Annotated in this window: 24 protein-coding genes and 1 tRNA gene; 14 read left to right on the top strand and 11 right to left on the bottom strand. The window is 65.0% G+C overall.

Annotation, left to right across the window (positions count from 1 at the left end):
• The first annotated feature begins 150 nt into the window (after positions 1 to 150).
• Positions 151 to 585: an RNA polymerase-binding protein DksA gene (dksA, locus tag VH88_RS04690; RefSeq protein ID WP_017504616.1), complete on the top strand. Its 435-nt coding sequence runs from the start codon at positions 151 to 153 to the stop codon at positions 583 to 585.
• Between the two features lie 76 nt (positions 586 to 661).
• Positions 662 to 1,996 (top strand): glutamate--tRNA ligase, encoded by a 1,335-nt coding sequence (gltX, locus tag VH88_RS04685; protein ID WP_045810225.1) that lies wholly within the window; start codon positions 662 to 664, stop codon positions 1,994 to 1,996.
• Between the two features lie 15 nt (positions 1,997 to 2,011).
• Here gltX and VH88_RS04680 read toward each other — a convergent pair whose 3' ends face one another.
• Positions 2,012 to 2,305 (bottom strand): hypothetical protein, encoded by a 294-nt coding sequence (locus VH88_RS04680; RefSeq protein WP_017504618.1) that lies wholly within the window; start codon positions 2,303 to 2,305, stop codon positions 2,012 to 2,014.
• 105 nt (positions 2,306 to 2,410) lie between these two features.
• Positions 2,411 to 3,016 (bottom strand): TIGR00730 family Rossman fold protein, encoded by a 606-nt coding sequence (locus VH88_RS04675; protein WP_039246470.1) that lies wholly within the window; start codon positions 3,014 to 3,016, stop codon positions 2,411 to 2,413.
• A gap of 111 nt (positions 3,017 to 3,127) precedes the next feature.
• On the opposite strand from VH88_RS04675, the gene VH88_RS04670 reads away from it, so the two are divergent.
• Complete coding sequence (locus VH88_RS04670; RefSeq protein ID WP_197070994.1) at positions 3,128 to 3,850, top strand: hypothetical protein; 723 nt, start codon at positions 3,128 to 3,130, stop codon at positions 3,848 to 3,850.
• 119 nt (positions 3,851 to 3,969) lie between these two features.
• Here VH88_RS04670 and mnhG read toward each other — a convergent pair whose 3' ends face one another.
• From mnhG to VH88_RS04635, 7 genes are all read right to left on the bottom strand, one after another.
• Positions 3,970 to 4,311 carry a monovalent cation/H(+) antiporter subunit G gene (gene mnhG / locus VH88_RS04665; protein ID WP_045810223.1) on the bottom strand — a complete coding sequence of 114 codons (342 nt, stop codon included), beginning with the start codon at positions 4,309 to 4,311 and terminating at the stop codon, positions 3,970 to 3,972.
• Positions 4,308 to 4,589 (bottom strand): K+/H+ antiporter subunit F, encoded by a 282-nt coding sequence (locus VH88_RS04660; protein WP_045810222.1) that lies wholly within the window; start codon positions 4,587 to 4,589, stop codon positions 4,308 to 4,310. Before VH88_RS04660 ends, mnhG begins: the two co-directional genes overlap by 4 nt.
• Positions 4,586 to 5,074, bottom strand: coding sequence for a Na+/H+ antiporter subunit E (locus VH88_RS04655; protein WP_045810221.1), 489 nt, complete (start codon positions 5,072 to 5,074; stop codon positions 4,586 to 4,588). Before VH88_RS04655 ends, VH88_RS04660 begins: the two co-directional genes overlap by 4 nt.
• Complete coding sequence (locus tag VH88_RS04650) at positions 5,071 to 6,666, bottom strand: monovalent cation/H+ antiporter subunit D (RefSeq protein ID WP_045810220.1); 1,596 nt, start codon at positions 6,664 to 6,666, stop codon at positions 5,071 to 5,073. Before VH88_RS04650 ends, VH88_RS04655 begins: the two co-directional genes overlap by 4 nt.
• Positions 6,663 to 7,004, bottom strand: coding sequence for a Na+/H+ antiporter subunit C (locus tag VH88_RS04645; protein ID WP_039246479.1), 342 nt, complete (start codon positions 7,002 to 7,004; stop codon positions 6,663 to 6,665). Before VH88_RS04645 ends, VH88_RS04650 begins: the two co-directional genes overlap by 4 nt.
• Complete coding sequence (locus tag VH88_RS04640; RefSeq protein ID WP_045810219.1) at positions 7,004 to 9,922, bottom strand: monovalent cation/H+ antiporter subunit A; 2,919 nt, start codon at positions 9,920 to 9,922, stop codon at positions 7,004 to 7,006. Before VH88_RS04640 ends, VH88_RS04645 begins: the two co-directional genes overlap by 1 nt.
• 219 nt (positions 9,923 to 10,141) lie before the next feature.
• Positions 10,142 to 10,216 (bottom strand) — tRNA-Asn (locus VH88_RS04635).
• Positions 10,217 to 10,281: 65 nt separating this feature from the next.
• Between VH88_RS04635 and VH88_RS04630 the strand changes: the two genes are divergently transcribed.
• On the top strand, positions 10,282 to 11,094 hold the full coding sequence (locus VH88_RS04630) for an RNA methyltransferase (protein WP_045810492.1): 813 nt from the start codon (positions 10,282 to 10,284) through the stop codon (positions 11,092 to 11,094).
• Between the two features lie 359 nt (positions 11,095 to 11,453).
• Here the strand turns inward: VH88_RS04630 and VH88_RS15590 are convergent, their stop codons facing one another.
• Entirely contained in the window at positions 11,454 to 11,615 is a 162-nt protein-coding gene (locus VH88_RS15590) for a ribbon-helix-helix protein, CopG family (RefSeq protein WP_082064378.1), read from the bottom strand.
• A gap of 102 nt (positions 11,616 to 11,717) precedes the next feature.
• Here VH88_RS15590 and VH88_RS15950 point away from each other — a divergent pair, with 102 nt between their 5' ends.
• The 4 genes from VH88_RS15950 (at position 11,718) to VH88_RS04615 (ending at position 13,006) form a co-directional block, all read left to right on the top strand.
• Entirely contained in the window at positions 11,718 to 11,885 is a 168-nt protein-coding gene (locus VH88_RS15950) for a hypothetical protein (protein WP_156146753.1), read from the top strand.
• Positions 11,885 to 12,088, top strand: a complete 204-nt coding sequence (locus tag VH88_RS04625; protein WP_045810218.1) for a hypothetical protein — start codon at positions 11,885 to 11,887, stop codon at positions 12,086 to 12,088. The genes VH88_RS15950 and VH88_RS04625 overlap by 1 nt, the downstream gene beginning before the upstream one ends.
• Entirely contained in the window at positions 12,082 to 12,420 is a 339-nt protein-coding gene (locus VH88_RS04620) for a hypothetical protein (RefSeq protein ID WP_045810217.1), read from the top strand. Before VH88_RS04625 ends, VH88_RS04620 begins: the two co-directional genes overlap by 7 nt.
• A 172-nt stretch (positions 12,421 to 12,592) precedes the next feature.
• Positions 12,593 to 13,006, top strand: coding sequence for a hypothetical protein (locus VH88_RS04615; protein ID WP_156146752.1), 414 nt, complete (start codon positions 12,593 to 12,595; stop codon positions 13,004 to 13,006).
• 90 nt (positions 13,007 to 13,096) lie between these two features.
• Here the strand turns inward: VH88_RS04615 and VH88_RS04610 are convergent, their stop codons facing one another.
• Positions 13,097 to 14,413, bottom strand: coding sequence for a phage portal protein (locus tag VH88_RS04610; RefSeq protein WP_052689493.1), 1,317 nt, complete (start codon positions 14,411 to 14,413; stop codon positions 13,097 to 13,099).
• Positions 14,414 to 14,437: 24 nt separating this feature from the next.
• On the opposite strand from VH88_RS04610, the gene VH88_RS04605 reads away from it, so the two are divergent.
• From VH88_RS04605 to VH88_RS04580, 6 genes are all read left to right on the top strand, one after another.
• On the top strand, positions 14,438 to 14,986 hold the full coding sequence (locus VH88_RS04605; protein ID WP_197070992.1) for a hypothetical protein: 549 nt from the start codon (positions 14,438 to 14,440) through the stop codon (positions 14,984 to 14,986).
• Positions 14,983 to 15,138, top strand: coding sequence for a hypothetical protein (locus VH88_RS15945; protein WP_017504138.1), 156 nt, complete (start codon positions 14,983 to 14,985; stop codon positions 15,136 to 15,138). The genes VH88_RS04605 and VH88_RS15945 overlap by 4 nt, the downstream gene beginning before the upstream one ends.
• Positions 15,135 to 15,404 carry a hypothetical protein gene (locus VH88_RS04600; RefSeq protein WP_045810215.1) on the top strand — a complete coding sequence of 90 codons (270 nt, stop codon included), beginning with the start codon at positions 15,135 to 15,137 and terminating at the stop codon, positions 15,402 to 15,404. The genes VH88_RS15945 and VH88_RS04600 overlap by 4 nt, the downstream gene beginning before the upstream one ends.
• The gene (locus VH88_RS04595; protein WP_045810214.1) at positions 15,401 to 15,784 is read left to right on the top strand and encodes a M15 family metallopeptidase; all 384 of its coding nucleotides are present in this window, start codon (positions 15,401 to 15,403) and stop codon (positions 15,782 to 15,784) included. Before VH88_RS04600 ends, VH88_RS04595 begins: the two co-directional genes overlap by 4 nt.
• Positions 15,781 to 16,260: a hypothetical protein gene (locus VH88_RS04590; protein WP_045810213.1), complete on the top strand. Its 480-nt coding sequence runs from the start codon at positions 15,781 to 15,783 to the stop codon at positions 16,258 to 16,260. Before VH88_RS04595 ends, VH88_RS04590 begins: the two co-directional genes overlap by 4 nt.
• A 360-nt stretch (positions 16,261 to 16,620) precedes the next feature.
• Positions 16,621 to 17,442: a flagellin gene (locus VH88_RS04580; protein WP_045810211.1), complete on the top strand. Its 822-nt coding sequence runs from the start codon at positions 16,621 to 16,623 to the stop codon at positions 17,440 to 17,442.
• Positions 17,443 to 17,681 lie beyond the last annotated feature (239 nt).

Genomic DNA, 17,681 nt, shown 5'->3' with positions numbered 1-17,681 from the left:
TAAGCTTCGGCAGTGAGTGACTTTTGCCACTGTCAGGCGGTTAGTCGCCCTATTTTCATCACGGAATCGAGAACCGCGTTGCCGCGACTCGACGGGCTGACTATACGGCCATCTACGCCACAGGGGGGCGTGTTAGAGAGCGTGAGATCGATGAGCGCCTTGGCGTCCGTTGTGTCCGACGAAACCGGCCCGTATCGGCCGTCTGACAGCGAGCCGTTCATGAACGAACGGCAGCAAGCCTATTTCAAGAAGAAGCTGCTGGCTTGGAAGGATGAGATCCTTCGCGAGTCCAAGGGCACGGTCGTCAATCTTAAAGCCGAGACCGAAAACCACCCCGATCTGGTGGACCGGGCGTCTTCGGAATCCGATCGCGCGCTGGAGTTGCGCACCCGCGACCGCCAACGCAAATTGATCTCCAAGATCGACGACGCGCTGCGCCGGATCGAGGACGGCTCCTACGGCTACTGCGAGGACACGGGCGAACCCATCAGCCTGGGTCGTCTGGAAGCCCGTCCGACGGCGACACTGTCGGTCGAAGCCCAGGAGCGCCACGAACGCCGCGAACGCGTTCACCGCGACGACTGAGGTTTAAGCCTTCCGCGCCTTGACTTCGCCGGGTTGCGGGGCGACCTAGCCGCCTCGCTTTCGAGGTCGTCTATCCATGTCCGTCAAGGTTCGTTTCGCCCCGTCGCCCACGGGTAAGCTGCACGTCGGCAATGTCCGTACCGCCTTGGTGAACTGGATGTTCGCCAAGGGGCAGGGTGGATCGTTCGTCCTGCGCATCGACGATACCGACCTGGCGCGCTCCACGCCCGAGTTCGAACAGGGAATCGAAGACGACCTGACCTGGCTGGGGATGCCGTGGGACGAGCGTTACAACCAGTCCAAACGGTTTGATCGCTACGAAGAAGCGGCCGCCAGGCTGAAGGCGTCGGGGCGGCTTTATCCCGCCTATGAGACCGCCGACGAGCTCGACCGTCGGCGCAAGGTGCAACTGTCGCGCGGCCTTCCGCCGATCTATGACCGCGCGGCGCTGGAACTGACCGAAGAGCAGAAGGCCGCATACGAAGCCGAAGGGCGCCGTCCCCATTGGCGCTTCAAGCTGGATGGCAAGCGCGTCGCCTGGGAAGACCTGGCGCGCGGTCATGCGGAGGTGGACACCGCCTCGATGTCGGACCCGGTGCTGATCCGCGAGGACGGCCTGTTCCTCTACACCCTGCCGTCGGTCGTCGATGACATCGACATGGCCATCACCCACATCATCCGGGGCGAGGATCACGTCACCAACACTGGCGCGCAGATCGAGATCTTCGAAGCGCTGGGCGCGACGGTTCCGGGGTTCGCCCACATGCCGTTGCTGGTGGGCGCCGACGGCGCGGCCCTGTCCAAACGCCTGGGATCGCTGTCGATCAGCGACATGCGCGACCAAGGCTATGAGCCGATCGCCATCACCAGCCGCCTCGGCCGGATCGGGACCTCCGATCCGCTGGAAGTCGGCGCCTCGGTCGAGGCTCTGGGTCAGAGCTTCGCCTTCTCCAAGATGGGCCGTTCGCCGGCGCGTTACGATACGGCGGATCTGGACCGGCTGAACGCCCAGGCGCTGCACGTCATGGATTATGCGACGGCGCAGCCGCGTCTTCAGGCTCTCGGCGCCGATCTGGGCGAAGCCTTCTGGAATACGGTGCGGGGCAATCTGACAAAGTTCGCCGACGTCGCGGACATGGCGCAGATCGTCCGCGGTCCGATCCAACCCGTTATCGAAGATACGGTCTTCATCGAAACGGCGCTGCGTTTGCTGCCGGAAGTGATCGACGAGAACGCCTGGTCGGCGTGGACCTCGGCCGTCAAGGCCGAAACGGGCGCGAAGGGCAAGGCGCTGTTCATGCCGCTGCGTCTGGCGCTGACGGGCCAGCAGCACGGGCCGGACATGGCGGCCATGGCGCCGCTGATCGGTCGTGAAACCATCCAGCGGCGGCTAAGAGGCGAGGCGGCCTAAGCCGCCTCACGCATTTTAGGCGTTGCAGACAGCCAGTTCGTCAGCGCTCAGGGCGACGCCCTTGTACGAGAAGGCGGTCACGGGACCGAACTTCTGAACCACGCGGCGGCAGGCGCGCGTCGCGGGCTGTTCCGTGCCGCCTGCAGCGGTGCAGGTCGCGCCTTCGCAGGACCAACGTGCGCCGTCGATAATGGTGGCGCGTGCGGGCGCCTTGGCGGCGTCGGCCAGCGTCAGGCTGGTGGCGGCGGGGGCTTGGGCGACCGCAGGGGCGGCGGCGAACAGGGCGGCGGCGATCAGCAGAGCGCGCATTGAAAACTCTCCGAAATGAAGAACGGCGTCATGCCGCTGCGCTCCCATGTCAGTTTTCGATAAAAACTGTCAAGACGCGCGCAGCGGATTATGAGCGATGATCACTTATCGATGATCATGTTTCAATTGCGGCGCATCGCCGCCGGCCTGAACCTGCGCCATCGCCTCTTCGACGGTTTCGGCGACGGTCCAGGCGTCCAAAAACGACGGCGGCGTCATTCCTTCTGCGACGCTGTGCTTCATCAGATCGAAGAAGCCGTTCCAGAAGCCGTTCAGGTTCAGGAAGACGACCGGCTTGTGGTGCAGGTCCAGCCGCTTCCAGGACAGCAGCTCCACGACCTCTTCCAGGGTGCCGATGCCGCCGGGCGCGACCACGAAGGCGTCGGATTGGTCGTACATCAGCTGTTTGCGCTCGTGCATCGAGGTGACGACGACGGTTTCGACCTCGTCGAACAGGCGTTCGCGGCTGCGCAGGAAGGCCGGCATGATGCCGACGACCCGGCCGCCCGCCTCATGCGCGCCACGCGCGGAGGCTCCCATCAGACCCACGCCTCCGCCGCCATAGACCAGCCGCCAGCCGGCCTCAGCCGCCGCCTTGCCGAAGGCGTAGGCCGCCTCGGTATAGGAGGGATCGGCGGTCTCGGAGGCGCCGCAGAACAGGCAGACGGAAGAGCCGTCGAACGGCAGGAACGAAACGGGGGGCAGGGACATGGAGCCTCGAAGAAAACGAATAGGCGGCCTGGCCATGGCCAAACCGACGGCGCTCAAGCTAACACAGGCTCGAGCCGCTGGGTCGCCAGTCCTATATCGTAGAGGCGCAGGATGAAACGTCGGATGATGGTCGCGTGTGTCGCGGTCCTGGCTGCCGCAGCCTGTTCCGATCAGCAGGGCGGCGTGGCGGGGCCGACGGGGGCCGACGAGGCCTCGCCCTGGGTTCGCCCGCCCCAAATCGATGGCGTGTCGCGCGACGGCGGCGTCCTGGTGCTGCGCGGCGGGGCGGGGCCCAATGCGCGTGTCGTGCTGCGTGCGCCGGATACTGCGGCCGTGGCGACGACGGCGGACGGCGCGGGGCGTTTCGAACTGCGGCTGCCGCCTCTGAGCGGCGATGTGCGCTTCACGCCCGAGGTGCAGGTGGGCGAGGACGCCGCCGTCTCGCCCGAGACCCTGGTGGTGATCCAGGGCGGGGCCGGTCCCGTCGCCCTGATTGCCGCTGGCCAGCCGACGGTTCGCCTCGATGGCGGCGAAGGGCTGGATGCGGTGGATTCGGACGGCGCGACTTTGATGGCGTCGGGTCGAACAAATGGGGCGGCTCCCTCGGTCAATATCAACGGCGCAGATATGTCGCCGACAGCGATCGGGCGCGGCCGCTGGCGGGCCGTCATCGGACAGTCGGGTGCGGCGACGATCACGGTGAATGGCAAGCGCTTCGACTATCCGGGCGTGGGCGCGGCTGGCAGCTTCATCGTCGAGCGGGCGGGGGCAGGCTGGCGGATCACTTGGCCTGTCGATCCAGCGGGGCGTCAGACGACATGGCTGCCGGACTGAAGGGCGCTTAACGATCTGGAAACCATTTCGGTTAAGGAATGGGGTCGTCCTCAGGGACACCATCACCGAACCTGCTTGCAGCCCGGCGCCCCCGCCGGGCTTCTTTTTTCGCCGGCCGATCAGCCCTTTCTCGGCGTGTCTTCGGCGCCCTCGGTGCGATCGCGGAACAGGGCGGCGCGGGCCAGCAGGATCAGGGTGACCGGCGTTGTGACCGTCAGGAAAAGGCCGATCAGGATTTCGCGGGGCATGAAACGCCGCTCGACGGTCGTGAACCAAACGATCGACGCCAGCAGGACCAGCGCCATGCCGAGCGTGGCCCCGAGCGTCGGAGCATGGACGCGCTCATAGAAGGTCTTCAGCCGAACCAGCCCAACCGCGCCCAGCAGCGAGAGGGTCGATCCGATGACCACCAGGGCGACGACGAGGATGGCGGCCCATGCGGGAACGTCAGCCTCGGTCATTCGATCACCTCGCCGCGCATCAGGAATTTTGCCAAAGCCACGGTTGCGGCGAAGCCCAACATGCCGATCACCAGGGCGGCCTCGAAATAAAGCTGGCTGTTGGTGCGGATACCGAACACCACCACCAGCAGCATGCCGTTCAGATAGAGGGTGTCCATGCCCAGGACGCGATCCTGGGCGCGCGGACCGTGAATGATCCGCCATGCCGCCAGGCCCATGGCGCAGATCAGCATCAGCTGGGCCAGACCCAGGCCCCAGGTCAGCACCGCCGCCGTCATTCGAAAATCTCCATCAGCCGACGTTCGTAGCGATCCTTGATCAGCCGCACCCAGGTTTCTTCATCCACCAGATCCAGCACGTGCAGCAGCAGACGGCCGGTCGCGGCTTCGTACTCGACCCACAGGGTGCCGGGCGTCGAGGTGATGATGATGGCCAGTACCGCCAGACCATATCGATCGCGCAGGTCCAGCGGGATGTGGATGAAGCCGGATGTGCGCTCATGCCGTCGCCGCCCCAGAATGATGTGCGACACTGCCCAGTTGGAGCGCACGATGTCGCCCACGACGTCGATGGCGAGGCGCATTATCGCCGTCGGCGACTTCACTCGCACCCGATCCACGCCCAACGCCAGCATGATGATCGGCGCCAGCAGGGCCAGCAGCACCGCGAGCGCCAGGGACGGCGGCGCGACCGAGGCGCTGAGCAGGATTGAGGCGACGAACAGGCCGAGTGAAAGGATGGGGTAGGGAAGGACGCGTCTCATCGACCGCCTCCGCCCAATACCGCATGAATGTAGCCTTGCGGTTCAGCCAGCCAGGCCGCCGTGTGGTCGGTGTAGATCAGGGCGGAGCCAGCGAAGATGGCCAAGAACACGCACGCGCCAAGCAGGGCTGCGACCGCCGTCAACTCAGCCGCCCCCACCACGAAAGCCGGCGCGTCTTCGTCGCGCGTCCAAATCGCGCCGACGCCAAGGCGGGTCAGCCCGATTAAGGCGCCGAGGCTGGACACGGAAAGCACAGCGACCAGCGTCCAGGCCGCCGCATCGCCAACGCCCACCAGGGCGCTGATCATCGACAGTTTTCCAACGAAGCCGGCCAAGGGCGGCAGGCCGGCGACCATCAGGGTGCAGATCAGAAAGGCGCCGCCCAAGGCCGCGACGGCCGCCGGGATGACCAGGCCCGGCTCGTTACGCTCTTCGTCGTCGAACGGATCACGATATTCGTCATCGAAAACAGCGCGCGCCTCGCCGACATCAGCTTCACGCCCGCGCTGGAGGATCTCGGCCAGCAGAAACAGGGCTGCGCAGGCCAGGGTGGAGCCGATCAGGTAAAAGAGCGCGCCGCTGAGGGTCGCCGCGTCGCCGACGCCCAGGCTGGCCAGAACGGTGCCGGAAGAAATCATCACGCCGAACCCGGCGGCGCGCGACAGATCGCGAGAGGCGATCAGGCCGAATGTGCCGAACCCTATGGTCGCCAGTCCGCCGACGAACAGCCAGGTCAGGCCAAATCCGGAGGAGGCGCCAGCGTCCGCGCCGAACAGCAGCAGACTGAGGCGGATGACGACATAGACCCCGACCTTGGACAGGATGGCGAAGACCGCCGCCGCCGGCGCGGTGGCCGCCGAATAGGTCGGCGTCAGCCAGAAGCCCAAGGGCCACATGGCGCACTTTATCAGGAAGGCCGTGCCCAGCACCGCCGCTCCGATATGGAACAGTCCCAGGTCATCCGCTGAGACCGTCGCAACCCGCGTCGCAACATCCGCCATGTTCAGCGTACCGGTCACCCCGTAGACCAGGCTGACGCCGATCAGGAACAGCAGGGATGCGGTCAGATTGACGGCGATATAGATCACGCCCGCCCGCACCCGCGCCTCGCCCGACCCATGCAGCGCCAGTCCGTATGAGGCGGCCAGCATGATTTCGAAAAAGACGAACAGGTTGAACAGGTCGCCGGTCAGCAGGGCGCCGTTCACGCCCATGATCAGAAGCAGGAACAGAGCGTGGAAGCGCGGTCCCGCTCTGTCCCATCGCGCCAGGGCGAAGATCAGGGCGCATCCACCCAGAACGCTGGTCAGCGCGACCATCATCGTCGACAGACGGTCGGCCACCAGGACAATGCCGTAGGGCGCAGCCCACGATCCCAGGCGATAGACGCGCGCAGTATCGCCGCCGCCCACGGCGCCGTTTGCGCTCTCGTGCAGCAGAACCAGGGCCATGACCAGAATGGCGGCCATTGCGCTCAAGCTGAGCACCGCCTTCAGCGTTCGACGACGCTCGTCCAGCAACAGCATGGCGGAGGCGATAACCATCGGCAGGACGATGGGGCCGATGATCAGATGGGCGTCCCAGTTGATCATGCATCCGGCTCCTTGCCATCGACATGATCGCTGCCGGTAATGCCACGTGCCGCCAAGATGACGACCAGGAACAGCGCCGTCAGGGCGAAGCTGATGACGATCGCGGTGAGGACCAGCGCCTGCGGCGTCGGGTCGGTGTAGCGCGCGGGATCGGCGACCTCGCCCGCCAGCACCGGCGGCGCGCCCGATCTCAGCCGTCCCATGGCGAAGATGAAGATGTTGACCGCATAGGACAGCAGCGACAGCCCCATGATCACCTGGAAGGTGCGCGGGCGCAGCAGCAACCAGACGCCGGAGGCCGACAGCACGCCGATGGCGAGGGCGAGAACCAGCTCCATCATGACGGCTCTCCTTCTTCGGCGTCTCTTTGCTTGGGCTTGCGCAGCGACTGGTGCGCCAGGGCGACCAGGGTCAGGACCGTGGCGCCCACGACCAGAACAACGACGCCCAAATCGAACAGCACGGCGCTGGCCAGCGGCACGCGGCCCAGGATCGGCAGGTCGGCATACTGGAACCAGGAGGTCAGGAAGGGATAGCCGAAGAGCCATGAGCCGATCCCGCTGAGGGCGGCGATCACCAAGCCGGCCCCGATCCAGACGATGGGCCGGATCGCCAGCCGCTCTTCGACCCACCGCGCGCCCGAGGCCATATACTGAAGGATGAAGGCGATCGACAGGGCCACGCCCGCCGCGAAACCGCCGCCCGGCAGGTCATGCCCGCGCAGGAACAGGTGAACGGCGAGCAGGATGATGAAGGGGAAAATCCAGCGCATCACCACGCGGGGGATCAGCATGGTCTCCTTCAGCGTATCGCCCTCCGATCGCGTCTCATGATCGCGGTCGGAAGCGTCCTGCACGCTCTGCTGACTGGGATTGGACAGGGTGTCGTCGGCGGGGCGGAAGCGGCGCAGCAGGGCGAAGATCGTCAGGCCGACAATGCCCAGAACCGTGATCTCGCCGAAGGTGTCGAATGCGCGGAAGTCGACCAGGATAACGTTGACGATGTTGCGCCCGCCTGCGTCCTTATAGGCGTGCTCGACGAAGAAGCGCGAAATCCCCTCGATCGATGGGCGCGTCATGATGGCGTAGGAAATGGCCGCCAAGGATGCGCCAGCGGCGGCGGCGATGATCAGGTCGATACGGCGACGGCGGCGAGACCGCTTCTCCATGGCCTGTGGCAGGCGAATGGTCTCCAGCCGTTTGGGCAGCCAGCGCAGGCCCAGCAGCAGCAGGACGGTGGTCACGACCTCGACCAGCAACTGAGTCACGGCCAGATCCGGCGCCGACAGCCAGACGAAGGACAGGCAGCTCGCCAGACCAGCGCCGCCCATCAGAACCACGGCCGCCAGCCGGTGATATTTCGCCTGCCATACCGCTGCGACGGCACAACTGGCGCCGACCAGCCAAAGACCTGCGAAGGCCCAGTTGGACAGGGTGAATGTCGGCATGATCGGGCGGATCACAAATCCCGCGCCGATCGCCGCCAGCCCGCCCGCCAGCAGGGCGACCAGGACGATGGCCCGCAGCTGTGGCTGTTGTCGTGTCGCCCCGAACAGGCGAACCATCGCCTCCGATCCCTTGAACAGGCCGGTCATGGTTCGCTCGAACAACCAGCCGCCGTTCAGGCGCTTCCAGCCCCACGGTCCGCCGCGCGGGTTGGCGTTGATGCGTTTGCCGAAGACGACATAGAGACCCACGCCGCCCGCCAGCGCGACGAGGCTGAGCACCAGCGGCAGGTTGAACCCGTGCCACAGGGCCAGACTGTAGTAGGGCAGGTCAAAGCCCAGCACCGAAACGGCGGCGCTCTTCAGGAACGGCCCCACCGTCACAGCCGGGAAGATGCCGACGACCAGGCACAGGGCGACCAGCACCTCGACGGGGCGACGCATCCAGGCGGGCGGCTCGTGCGGGATGCGATCCAGCTCGGTCGGAGCCGGGCCGAAGAAGGTCGCGTGGATAAAACGCAGGGAATACAGAACGCTGAAGGCGCTGGCCAAGGTGGCCAAGGCGGGCAGCAGCATGTTCAGGCCGTGCGTATGGGCGCTGGCCACCGCCTCGGCCAGGAACATTTCCTTGGATAGGAAACCGTTCAGCAGCGGCACGCCCGCCATTGCGGCTGCGGCCACCATGGCCAGGGTCGCCGTAAAGGGCATGAAGCGGAACAGACCGCTGAGTTTGCGCATGTCCCGCGTGCCGGCCTCATGGTCGATGATGCCGGCGGCCATAAAGAGCGACGCCTTGAAGGTGGCGTGGTTCACCGTGTGGAAAATGGCCGCGATACAGGCCAGCGGACTGCCCAATCCCAACAGCAGCACGATCAGGCCCAGATGGCTGATCGTCGAATAGGCCAGCAGGCCTTTGAGATCATGCTGGAAGATGGCGCACCACGCGCCGAGCAGCAGCGTCGCCAGGCCCATGCCGCCGACGATCAGATACCAGCTCTCGGACCCCGCCAGGACGGGCCAGAAGCGGATCAGCAGGAATATGCCCGCCTTCACCATTGTGGCGGAGTGTAGATAGGCGCTGACCGGGGTCGGGGCGGCCATGGCGCGGGGCAGCCAGAAGTGGAACGGAAACTGCGCGCTCTTGGTCATCGCGCCGAGCAGCAGCAGGATCAGCGCCGGCAGATAAAGCGGGCTGGTCTGGGTCGCCTCTCGTGACGCCAGGACGACGTCGAGGTCGTAGCTGCCGACGATTCGCCCGATCAAGATCATGCCGACCAGCAGGGCGATGCCGCCCGTGGCCGTCACCGTCAGCGCCATGCGCGACCCTTCGCGCGCGGCGGGGTTCTGGTGCCAGTAGCCGATCAACAGGAAGGAAAAGAGGCTAGTTAGCTCCCAGAAGACCACCAGCTGAATCAGATTGCCCGACAGCACCACGCCCTGCATCGCGCCCATGAAGGCCAGCAGGAAGGAGAAGAACCGCGGCACCGGATCCTTCGGCGACATGTAATAGCGGGCATACAGCACCACCAAGGCGCCGATCCCCAAGATCAGGGCGCTGAACAGCCACGACAGTCCATCCAGTCGCAGCACCAGATTGACGCCCAGCGACGGCAGCCACGGGATTTCGTAGCGCAGCGTCTCACCGTCCTGGAACATCGGCCATAGCGCGGCCAGACATCCAAGGCTGACCAAGGACACGACCCACGACAGAATGGCGGCCGAGGTGCGTGCGTGACGCGGCAAGCCGGACGCGACGATGGCGCCAAGAAACGGCAAGACCAGGATGACGACAAGAAGGAAGCTGATGGACATCGAGGCGGGGCGTCTCTCCTGGATCGCGAGTGATCACTTTGCCAACGCTCAAAGTTGGCCAAGGTTCGCTTTGATCTACGGACAGGAGCCGGGTGCGTCAAAGCGACACCAGAGCGCGGAACGCCGGCGCCCAATGGCCCGATCGCCGTACGAAACAGATCAGATTGTGAGGAAAGTTTTCGACCTAACGCCTTGTCTGGCCTCAGTCTTTACCCCGAGTGGCTCCGCAGGTAGGATTCGAACCTACGACCAGCCGATTAACAGTCGGCTGCTCTACCACTGAGCTACTGCGGAACATCTGCTCGGGAGGCGGGCGTATAGCAGCGGCCGTTCCGATCTTGCAATGGGAAAACGAGCCAATCGAAACGATATTTATCGACGACCCTGACGACCCGCGTGTTGCGGCCTATCGCGATATCCGCGAACGCGATCTAACGGGGCGTCAGGGGTTGTTCATCGCGGAAGGGGAGGTGGTGGTGCGTGGACTGGCGTCGACGGCGTCGCGCTGCCGGCCCCTGTCGCTGCTGCTGGCGGAAAAGCGCTTTGCGGCTTTGTGCGATGTCATTACGTCTCTGCCGCCAGCGACGCCCGTCTATGTCGCAGGCCAGGCCGTGCTGGACCGGATTGCGGGTTTCGAACTGCACCGGGGAATTCTGGCCTTGGGCAAAAAGCCCGAGCCGCTGTCGTTGGACGATGTGCTGGCGGATATCGGGCCGCAGGACGTGTTCGTCGTGGCCAGCGGGATCGGCAACCACGACAATGTCGGCGGCCTGTTCAGGAACGCCGCCGCGTTTGGCGCCAGGGCGGTGCTGCTTGATCCGACCTGCTGCGACCCCTTCTACCGCAAGGCGATTCGCGTTTCGGTCGGCGCGGTGCTGCGCACGCCGTTCGTCGTCGCCGGCGCGACGGACATTATCGAAGCCCTGCAGCGGGCTGGAGTCGAGGTCTTGGCGCTGACGCCTTCGGCGACCGAGCGGCTTTCGGACTACGGGCGTGTCGGAACGGTCGCTCTGATGCTGGGGTCGGAAGGGCCGGGGCTGCCCAGGGATTTGATCGATCGGTGCCGGCCGATCGGCATCGCTATGGCGGGCGGGTTCGATTCGCTGAATGTCGCGGCGACGAGTGCTGTTGCCCTTCATCATCTGACGACGACGGCGCTTGCTGGTAGCTGAAAACGCGAAGGCCGCCCCGAGGGGCGGCCTTCGTCCGTATCGTCGCGATGGAGGCCTGACCGGAACTCACGCAATGCCGTGATATCAATGGCTTGGAGCGTCTTGCCGGGGTCCACACCAGCACTGAAATTCATAGGCTTTTTCGGGTCCAGCCTAACCGGAGATTCCCCGCCCCGCTAAAGCAAAAACGCCCCCGGCGTGAACCGAGGGCGATTGGGGCGGGCGGTCTCACCCAGGGAACGTAATAGACCGCCCACCGAGCGGGGTGGCGCATATTGCCGGGCCACCACCCTCCCAGGCCGGCTCCGACTCCACAACCATGCAGGGCCATCGTGGTTCCCAGTGTCCGAGTGAGACCGTCACGTCTTGTTCTTTTCGGCTGGCTTTTTCACGCCGTCCGCAATCAGGCGGCGTATTGCCTCTGATCGCGACCAGATGCGCTCCTTAGCGCGCCATTCGTCCAGCGCCTCGATCTCCGAGGGGCTGATGACCAACTGAACCCGCACGTCCTTTTTCTCCATAACGCATCCGTGCCTCAACGGCGGCACACATGCAAGTTACACAAGTCGCTTGACATGAGCAAGATTATGTTGTGTAACTTGTGCATAGACGGAGACAAGCAGATGGCCCGCACGATCATTGATGTGACCAACCTGAAGACCGGCAAGGGTGGTTTCGGTGTGGGCTTCTATACCCGTCGGGACGGCGTTGAGATGGTTGAGGTGAACCTCGGCCTTCGCAAGGCCCACTGGCGCGCTGCGCACTGCAAAATCGAGGAGGTAGCCCTGTAATGGGGCTGCCCTTCCGGCCCGACTTGCTGGACCTGCGGGACAACCGCCTGAAGGGCCTCATGGCCGAAGTAATGGACGCACTTGCCGACTGCGATGATCCGGAACTGCTCCGGCGCACTGGCATCAATCTTAAGTCTCTCCACGACGCCGCCCGATGCAAGGCGTGGGAGATCAACCCCAAGAAGGCAAACAGGACATGGTGACAGAGACCCAGCTTCGCGCCGCGACTGATCTGCTCGTCAGGCGCATGGATATCATTGAAGGTCAGGGGCGGATGGACCGGGTTCAGGATGCCTACGCGCTGGCGAATGACATCGCCCACATTTTCCGCGATGACACCACTCAGCGGGCATTCAGTGCGGCGGCATGGGAGGTTTTCGACGATTGGTGCGCCCACGTGGAGGACGCGCTAGGCGAAGACATCCGGGAGCGAGTTCCGCCGGAGGTCATGGCCGACATTTTTCACGTCACCAGCACAGTCGAGGACGGCATCGCCAAGGTTCGTGAGTGGGATGCTAGGAACTCAGCCAAGTGACCTCGCCCGACCCAAGGGCGGAGGTGCAGAACGTTTATCGTTATCTGCTCTCTCGATGGGCGAAGGCGAAGGTGGGTGGCGACACGCAGCGGGCCATTCACCTGTTTCAAGCCCTAGACACCATCCGAGCGGAATGGCCCGAGGTCATAGCCGCTGATGAGGAGGAATGACCATGAGCGTTTCGAACGATCTGCGTCCCATTGAACAGCGCATCGAGACGATCATCGACCAGTCTATGGCGGCGTCTCGTCTGGTGCGCGGCCGCGAGGTGTATGTCCCTCTGTCCGACCTCTACGATGTGGTCGGCACCATCCACGGGCTGCGATACACCGCCAGCCGGGCTTTGCGTGATGCGGAGGAAGCGGATGCCAAGGTTTGCCCGCTCGCCCTTGGAGACCCGCACAGCGCCTGCGTTAGGTCAGTCGAATCCGAGAAACGGGCCTCCGACCTTCAGGCAGACCACGACAAAGCCGTTCTGCGACTGGGCAAGCTCGAAAGCGCCCTTGTCGAGATTATGTTGATCGAACCGGATGACGACGGCTTCAACCCTCACACGATGCAGCGCATCGCGAGGGCGGCGATCTAGAACGCAGAAAAGGCCGCCCCGGTCTCCCGGAGCGGCCTCGGTAGCGGAGCCGAGGCTCGACGCTGAAAGGTGGGATAATCCCTCTTTTGCCTAGCCCGGTCGCGGCGGCGGCGGACAATCCAGCCCCTTCATCCCCATCGTCTCAAAGAACCGACAGAGCCGCGACACTCGCGCCCAGCCTTCCTCGCCCCAGGCTTCCACGGCGTTGTCGTATTGCGCGCCCTCCTGGGTCTGCGTGATCGGGACGTTCTGCATCTGGGTCATGATGGTGTCACCGCCCTCGACCGGGGCGTCGCCCTCAATCCGGCGGACCTCATTCCGGCTCTTGAAACCGGCGCGCAGGGCGATTTCATGGGCCTTGTATCGGCTCTCGGTGTCGGTCCTCAGCAGGTCCTCGTAGTTGAAGCGGACCTTGAATCTCTCGCGTTCAGCAGGTGTCATCACGCGTTTTGCGATGGCCTTCTCGATACGCTTCAGACGAGACCTCAAGCCCAGCGTGAGCCAACTCTGCATGATCGAACTGACGCCGGTGCCCCACATGGTCTGACCTTCAGCCGCGTGACCGATGACGATGGGCGGAACACCGACCCAACGGCAGACCTCCTCGACGTTGAAGCGTCGCGACGTGATCAGTTCGGCGTCTCGGGGCGTAATGTTGACCGACTTGAAATCGATCCCGCCTTCCAGCAGTCCGACGCTTGGCGCATCCGGTCGGCTGTAGCGTTCCGCGAAATTCTTGCGGGCCTCGGCGCGTTGCTCCGCCGTCAGTTGGTTCGGGAAGGTGAAGAAGCCCTTGGTTCGGAGCCCCTTACTAAACATCTGACCGGCGGCTTTTTCCGACGCGATGGCCAGGCCGAGGGTCTGCCGCGCGTACTCGACGGGAGACATACCAACGTCGCCGTCACCAAATGCCTTGAGGTGAAAGACTTTCTCCTCGGGCAGATCGATCAGCTTGCCGCGATCATCGAACCGATATCTCAAAGCCCCGTCCCGCAAGCGCTCAACCATCGTCGTCGCCGGCATTGGGTTTAGCGCGAGAAGACCGCCACGGCTGTTGAAGACCTTTTCGGCGAACCCGTTTCCGGTCGTGCACATGCCGAACACGCGCCCTTCCCAGAACTCCATGGATGTCTGATCGGCGTTGGGGCTGTCGTCCAGCAGGGCTTGCAGGGGGTGGTCCGATACTCGCACCCGCGCGCCGTCCTCACGGCGCTCCAGAACCTCAACAGAAAGGCTCGCCACCGTCTCGGCCGTGATGCGCGTTCCAGCCCAGAAGGCCGAAAGATTCATCGCAGCGTGAGCGGAGACGGCCTCACCAGACCAGGTGTCACCACCGGAGAAGACTTCGTACAGCTCGCCGTCGCGGGCGGTGAGCTTGCGCCCTAGCAGGCGTTGCCACAGGCGCATCAGGCGAACACTGCGTTGACGAGAATGTCGTTCATATCCACGCCCCCGTTCGCCATCAGTGGCGTTTCGGGCGGCGATAGCGAGGTCGCGACAGGCGACATGGTCCTGTTACGCGCGACGGGCGGGGCCGCAGGCGGCTCTGGCGTCGGTGGAGCAGGCGGTATCGGCCAACGGCTCGCCAACTCCGGCGGCAGCTCTTCGACAACCGCAACGGCGGCGACGGGCGCAGAAACCCTTTGCTCGGACGGGCCGGGCGGCGGCGGGGCAGGGGGCGGTCTGAGTGCAGCGGATGTCGCCTATGCCGGAGGCGCGGGCGGTGTGGGCGGCTGGTCGGGCCTTCGCGCGGCCGGCGGCGTCGCGGGCGCTGCGGGACAGGCCTCGCCCAAGCCGCTGTTGTCGATCGTCGGCGGCGGCGGCGGGGGCGGCGATGCATCAGCGAGCGGAGCCGGCAGTCCCGGCGGCTCAGGCGCGCTGTTCGGGGCCGGGGGCGGGGGAGGCGGCGCGGGCCTGACCTTCGGCGGTCAGGGCGGTTCGGGCGCTTCGGGCGCGGTTCTGATCACGGTCGTCGGATGAGCCGGCGCGGACATCCGGCCGAGCCGGTCGAGGTGCTGGAGGCCGAGGCGTGGGAAGCGCCCGACAGCCTCAGCGACGGGGAATGGCGCGCCCAGTCCGGCTGGGACGGTCGCTGCGCCGTCGAAACCTATGACGAGGAGGACGAACGATGACCCGACACAAGCAGGGGGCGATCCCCTTGGCGGAGGGGCGGTGGCTGTTTCGTCGCCTCTACGTCTTCGCTGTCAGCGCGGGGCTGTGGGTGCTGTTGATGCGCACGGTCGGGCGGATGCCGCCTGAGATGCTGCCCCGGATCACGGACGGGCTGATGGGCCTGCTGGCCTTGATCCTGGTGCTCTATCTGGTGGCGCCGACCGCTCAGCAGTTGATCACCCTGATCGCCACAGCGCGGCTGCGGATCAGCGGAGGCCGACCATGAGCTTTCGTCTGTCCAGCCGGTCGCGTGCGCGGCTGATCGGCGTGCATCCGGCCCTGATCGCGGTGGTTGAGGCGGCCATCACCCGCACGCCGGTGGACTTCATGATCACCGAGGGCCTGCGCACGGCCGAACGTCAGGCGGCTCTGGTCAAGGTCGGGGCCAGCCGCACGACGCGCTCGCGCCATCTGACGGGCCACGCCGTCGATGTCGCCGCCCTGGTCGAAGGCCAGGTGCGATGGGACTGGCCGCTGTATGGCCGGATCGCCGAGGCGTTCAAGGCGGCGGCGCTGGATCTGAAGACGCCGCTGATCTGGGGCGGCGACTGGAAGACGCTGCGGGACGGTCCGCATTTCGAGCTGGATCGAAAGGCCTTTCCATGAGCGCTGGATCCATACTGCGGGCGCTGACGCCGCTCGGCTGGTTGGCGGCCGCTGCGGCGGTGGTGGCGCTGGGGGTCGTCCTGCTGGGCGGGCTCGGCTTTCGCTGGGATCCGCTGAACTTGCAGCACAAGCGTCTAGAGGCCGCCCGCACCCAGGCGCGGGATGTGACCGCCGTGGCGGCGGCGCAGGCCGACGCCCGGCGGATTGAAGCCGAAGGCGCCGCGGCTCAGGCCCGGCGCGTCGATCACTATCACCACATGACGGGGACGGCGGACCGGGCGACCACGGCCGCCGTCGCCCAGGCCAGGAGCGCCGTCGATGCCGATCAACCCTTGGAGACCCGCCGCGCTGATCGCCTGCGCGACCATGACGGCGAACTGTGCCGCATCGCCCCCGCTCTCGACGGTTGCGCCGGCGCGGCTGGTCTTGCCGGAGGCGGCGACACGACCGTGCGCGCTGGCGACCCTGCCGGCTGAACCCACGGCCGGCGATCTGGACGCGGCCTATCTGCTGCGCGGCGACCAGATCGTGGCCTGCGATGGGGCTCGGCGGCTCGCGGTCGAGACCTTGTTGGCCGAACGCGCGATGCAGGACGCGCAGGTGCGACGCCGCGACTGACGCCCTGCAAAAACGACTCGGCAACTTCTGCCGCCTGGTGTGCAGGCTTGCCGGGTCGTTTCGCAAACCGTCGAGATAAGTTCAATGAAATCAGTGTCGACGTCTGGCTGACATCGCCTTTCGGACTGGCCTCGCCCTTGCTCTCCTGAAGACCGAGCAAAACGCTCCTGATGCCAAAATGGCGTCGGACATCACACGAAGTGAACAGGAAAGCCAAAATGGCTACGAGCATCAATACGAACTACGGCGCAGCTGTCGCCCTGCAAAACCTCAATGCGACCAACGCTATGTTGGAGCGCACGCAAAACCGTGTCTCGACGGGCCTGAAGGTGGGCTCGGCCAAGGACAACGGCGCGATCTACGCTATCGCGACGACCCAGCGCGCCAACATGGGCGCCATGGATGCGGTTCGGAATTCGCTTCAGCGCGGACAGTCGATCGTCGATGTGGCCCTGGCCGCCGGCGACACCGTCACCGCCGCCCTCGAAGAAATGAAGTCGCTGGCCGTCAGCATTCAGTCCTCCGTCGCCAGCTCGGCCGCCGAAACCTCTTATCTGGCCGATTTCAAAGCCTTGGGTAAAGAAATCGACGAGGCGCTAAAGGGCGCAAGTTTCGACAGCGTCAACCTTTGGACTGAGGCGACGCCGACGGCGCTTGTCTCGGACATCGCTGGCGGAACGACGTCGGTCGGCTTCACCGCCACTGGTGGAATGGCCGCAGACACGGACATCGCTGCGGTCACAGATCAAACGATCGTAGCGGCTGATGTCACAGTTGACTTGGTGGATGACGCTATCGCGAAGGTTACATCCTCGCTTTCCACTCTAGGCACCCAGTCCAAGTCGGTCGGGCGTCAACTGACCTTCGTCAACAAGCTGCAGGACGCGACCGAAGCCGGCATCGGCAACCTGGTCGACGCCGATCTGGCCAAGGAAAGCGCCAAGCTGACCGCCCTGCAAACCAAGCAACAGCTGGGCGTCCAGGCGCTGTCCATCGCCAACCAGGGCAGCTCGATCCTGCTGAGCCTGTTCCGCAACTAAGCCCGATACAGGGCTGAACGTTTCGCCTTTCGCCGTGTGGGGACCCGCGGAGGCGCAGACCAACTCGACGTGGACCCGGCAAATCTTGCCCTGTGCGCGGATCAGCCCGGCAAGAGCTGCCGGGTAGGAAGGAGGGTAAATCAAAGGTAAACCAGTAAAATCAGTTAGTTGTGGGCTTTTGTGCGGATCAGAAATGGCCCGGCAATTGCTTCTTACTCACCGAGCAAAAAGCTCCCGGC

This window comes from Brevundimonas sp. KM4 (assembly GCF_000964075.1).
Taxonomy (GTDB): Bacteria; Pseudomonadota; Alphaproteobacteria; order Caulobacterales; family Caulobacteraceae; genus Brevundimonas; species Brevundimonas huaxiensis.
Note: the sequence above shows the minus strand (reverse complement) of the source record. Positions and strands in the feature narration are given on the sequence as shown.

Coding starts and splice junctions, on each gene's coding strand:
- dksA (WP_017504616.1), top strand. CDS start 151: ATGAGCGCCTTGGCGTCCGTTGTGTCCGACGAAACCGGCCCGTATCGG.
- gltX (WP_045810225.1), top strand. CDS start 662: ATGTCCGTCAAGGTTCGTTTCGCCCCGTCGCCCACGGGTAAGCTGCAC.
- VH88_RS04680 (WP_017504618.1), bottom strand. CDS start 2,305: ATGCGCGCTCTGCTGATCGCCGCCGCCCTGTTCGCCGCCGCCCCTGCG.
- VH88_RS04675 (WP_039246470.1), bottom strand. CDS start 3,016: ATGTCCCTGCCCCCCGTTTCGTTCCTGCCGTTCGACGGCTCTTCCGTC.
- VH88_RS04670 (WP_197070994.1), top strand. CDS start 3,128: ATGAAACGTCGGATGATGGTCGCGTGTGTCGCGGTCCTGGCTGCCGCA.
- mnhG (WP_045810223.1), bottom strand. CDS start 4,311: ATGACCGAGGCTGACGTTCCCGCATGGGCCGCCATCCTCGTCGTCGCC.
- VH88_RS04660 (WP_045810222.1), bottom strand. CDS start 4,589: ATGACGGCGGCGGTGCTGACCTGGGGCCTGGGTCTGGCCCAGCTGATG.
- VH88_RS04655 (WP_045810221.1), bottom strand. CDS start 5,074: ATGAGACGCGTCCTTCCCTACCCCATCCTTTCACTCGGCCTGTTCGTC.
- VH88_RS04650 (WP_045810220.1), bottom strand. CDS start 6,666: ATGATCAACTGGGACGCCCATCTGATCATCGGCCCCATCGTCCTGCCG.
- VH88_RS04645 (WP_039246479.1), bottom strand. CDS start 7,004: ATGGAGCTGGTTCTCGCCCTCGCCATCGGCGTGCTGTCGGCCTCCGGC.
- VH88_RS04640 (WP_045810219.1), bottom strand. CDS start 9,922: ATGTCCATCAGCTTCCTTCTTGTCGTCATCCTGGTCTTGCCGTTTCTT.
- VH88_RS15590 (WP_082064378.1), bottom strand. CDS start 11,615: ATGGAGAAAAAGGACGTGCGGGTTCAGTTGGTCATCAGCCCCTCGGAG.
- VH88_RS15950 (WP_156146753.1), top strand. CDS start 11,718: ATGGCCCGCACGATCATTGATGTGACCAACCTGAAGACCGGCAAGGGT.
- VH88_RS04625 (WP_045810218.1), top strand. CDS start 11,885: ATGGGGCTGCCCTTCCGGCCCGACTTGCTGGACCTGCGGGACAACCGC.
- VH88_RS04620 (WP_045810217.1), top strand. CDS start 12,082: ATGGTGACAGAGACCCAGCTTCGCGCCGCGACTGATCTGCTCGTCAGG.
- VH88_RS04615 (WP_156146752.1), top strand. CDS start 12,593: ATGAGCGTTTCGAACGATCTGCGTCCCATTGAACAGCGCATCGAGACG.
- VH88_RS04610 (WP_052689493.1), bottom strand. CDS start 14,413: ATGCGCCTGTGGCAACGCCTGCTAGGGCGCAAGCTCACCGCCCGCGAC.
- VH88_RS04605 (WP_197070992.1), top strand. CDS start 14,438: ATGTCGTTCATATCCACGCCCCCGTTCGCCATCAGTGGCGTTTCGGGC.
- VH88_RS15945 (WP_017504138.1), top strand. CDS start 14,983: ATGAGCCGGCGCGGACATCCGGCCGAGCCGGTCGAGGTGCTGGAGGCC.
- VH88_RS04600 (WP_045810215.1), top strand. CDS start 15,135: ATGACCCGACACAAGCAGGGGGCGATCCCCTTGGCGGAGGGGCGGTGG.
- VH88_RS04595 (WP_045810214.1), top strand. CDS start 15,401: ATGAGCTTTCGTCTGTCCAGCCGGTCGCGTGCGCGGCTGATCGGCGTG.
- VH88_RS04590 (WP_045810213.1), top strand. CDS start 15,781: ATGAGCGCTGGATCCATACTGCGGGCGCTGACGCCGCTCGGCTGGTTG.
- VH88_RS04580 (WP_045810211.1), top strand. CDS start 16,621: ATGGCTACGAGCATCAATACGAACTACGGCGCAGCTGTCGCCCTGCAA.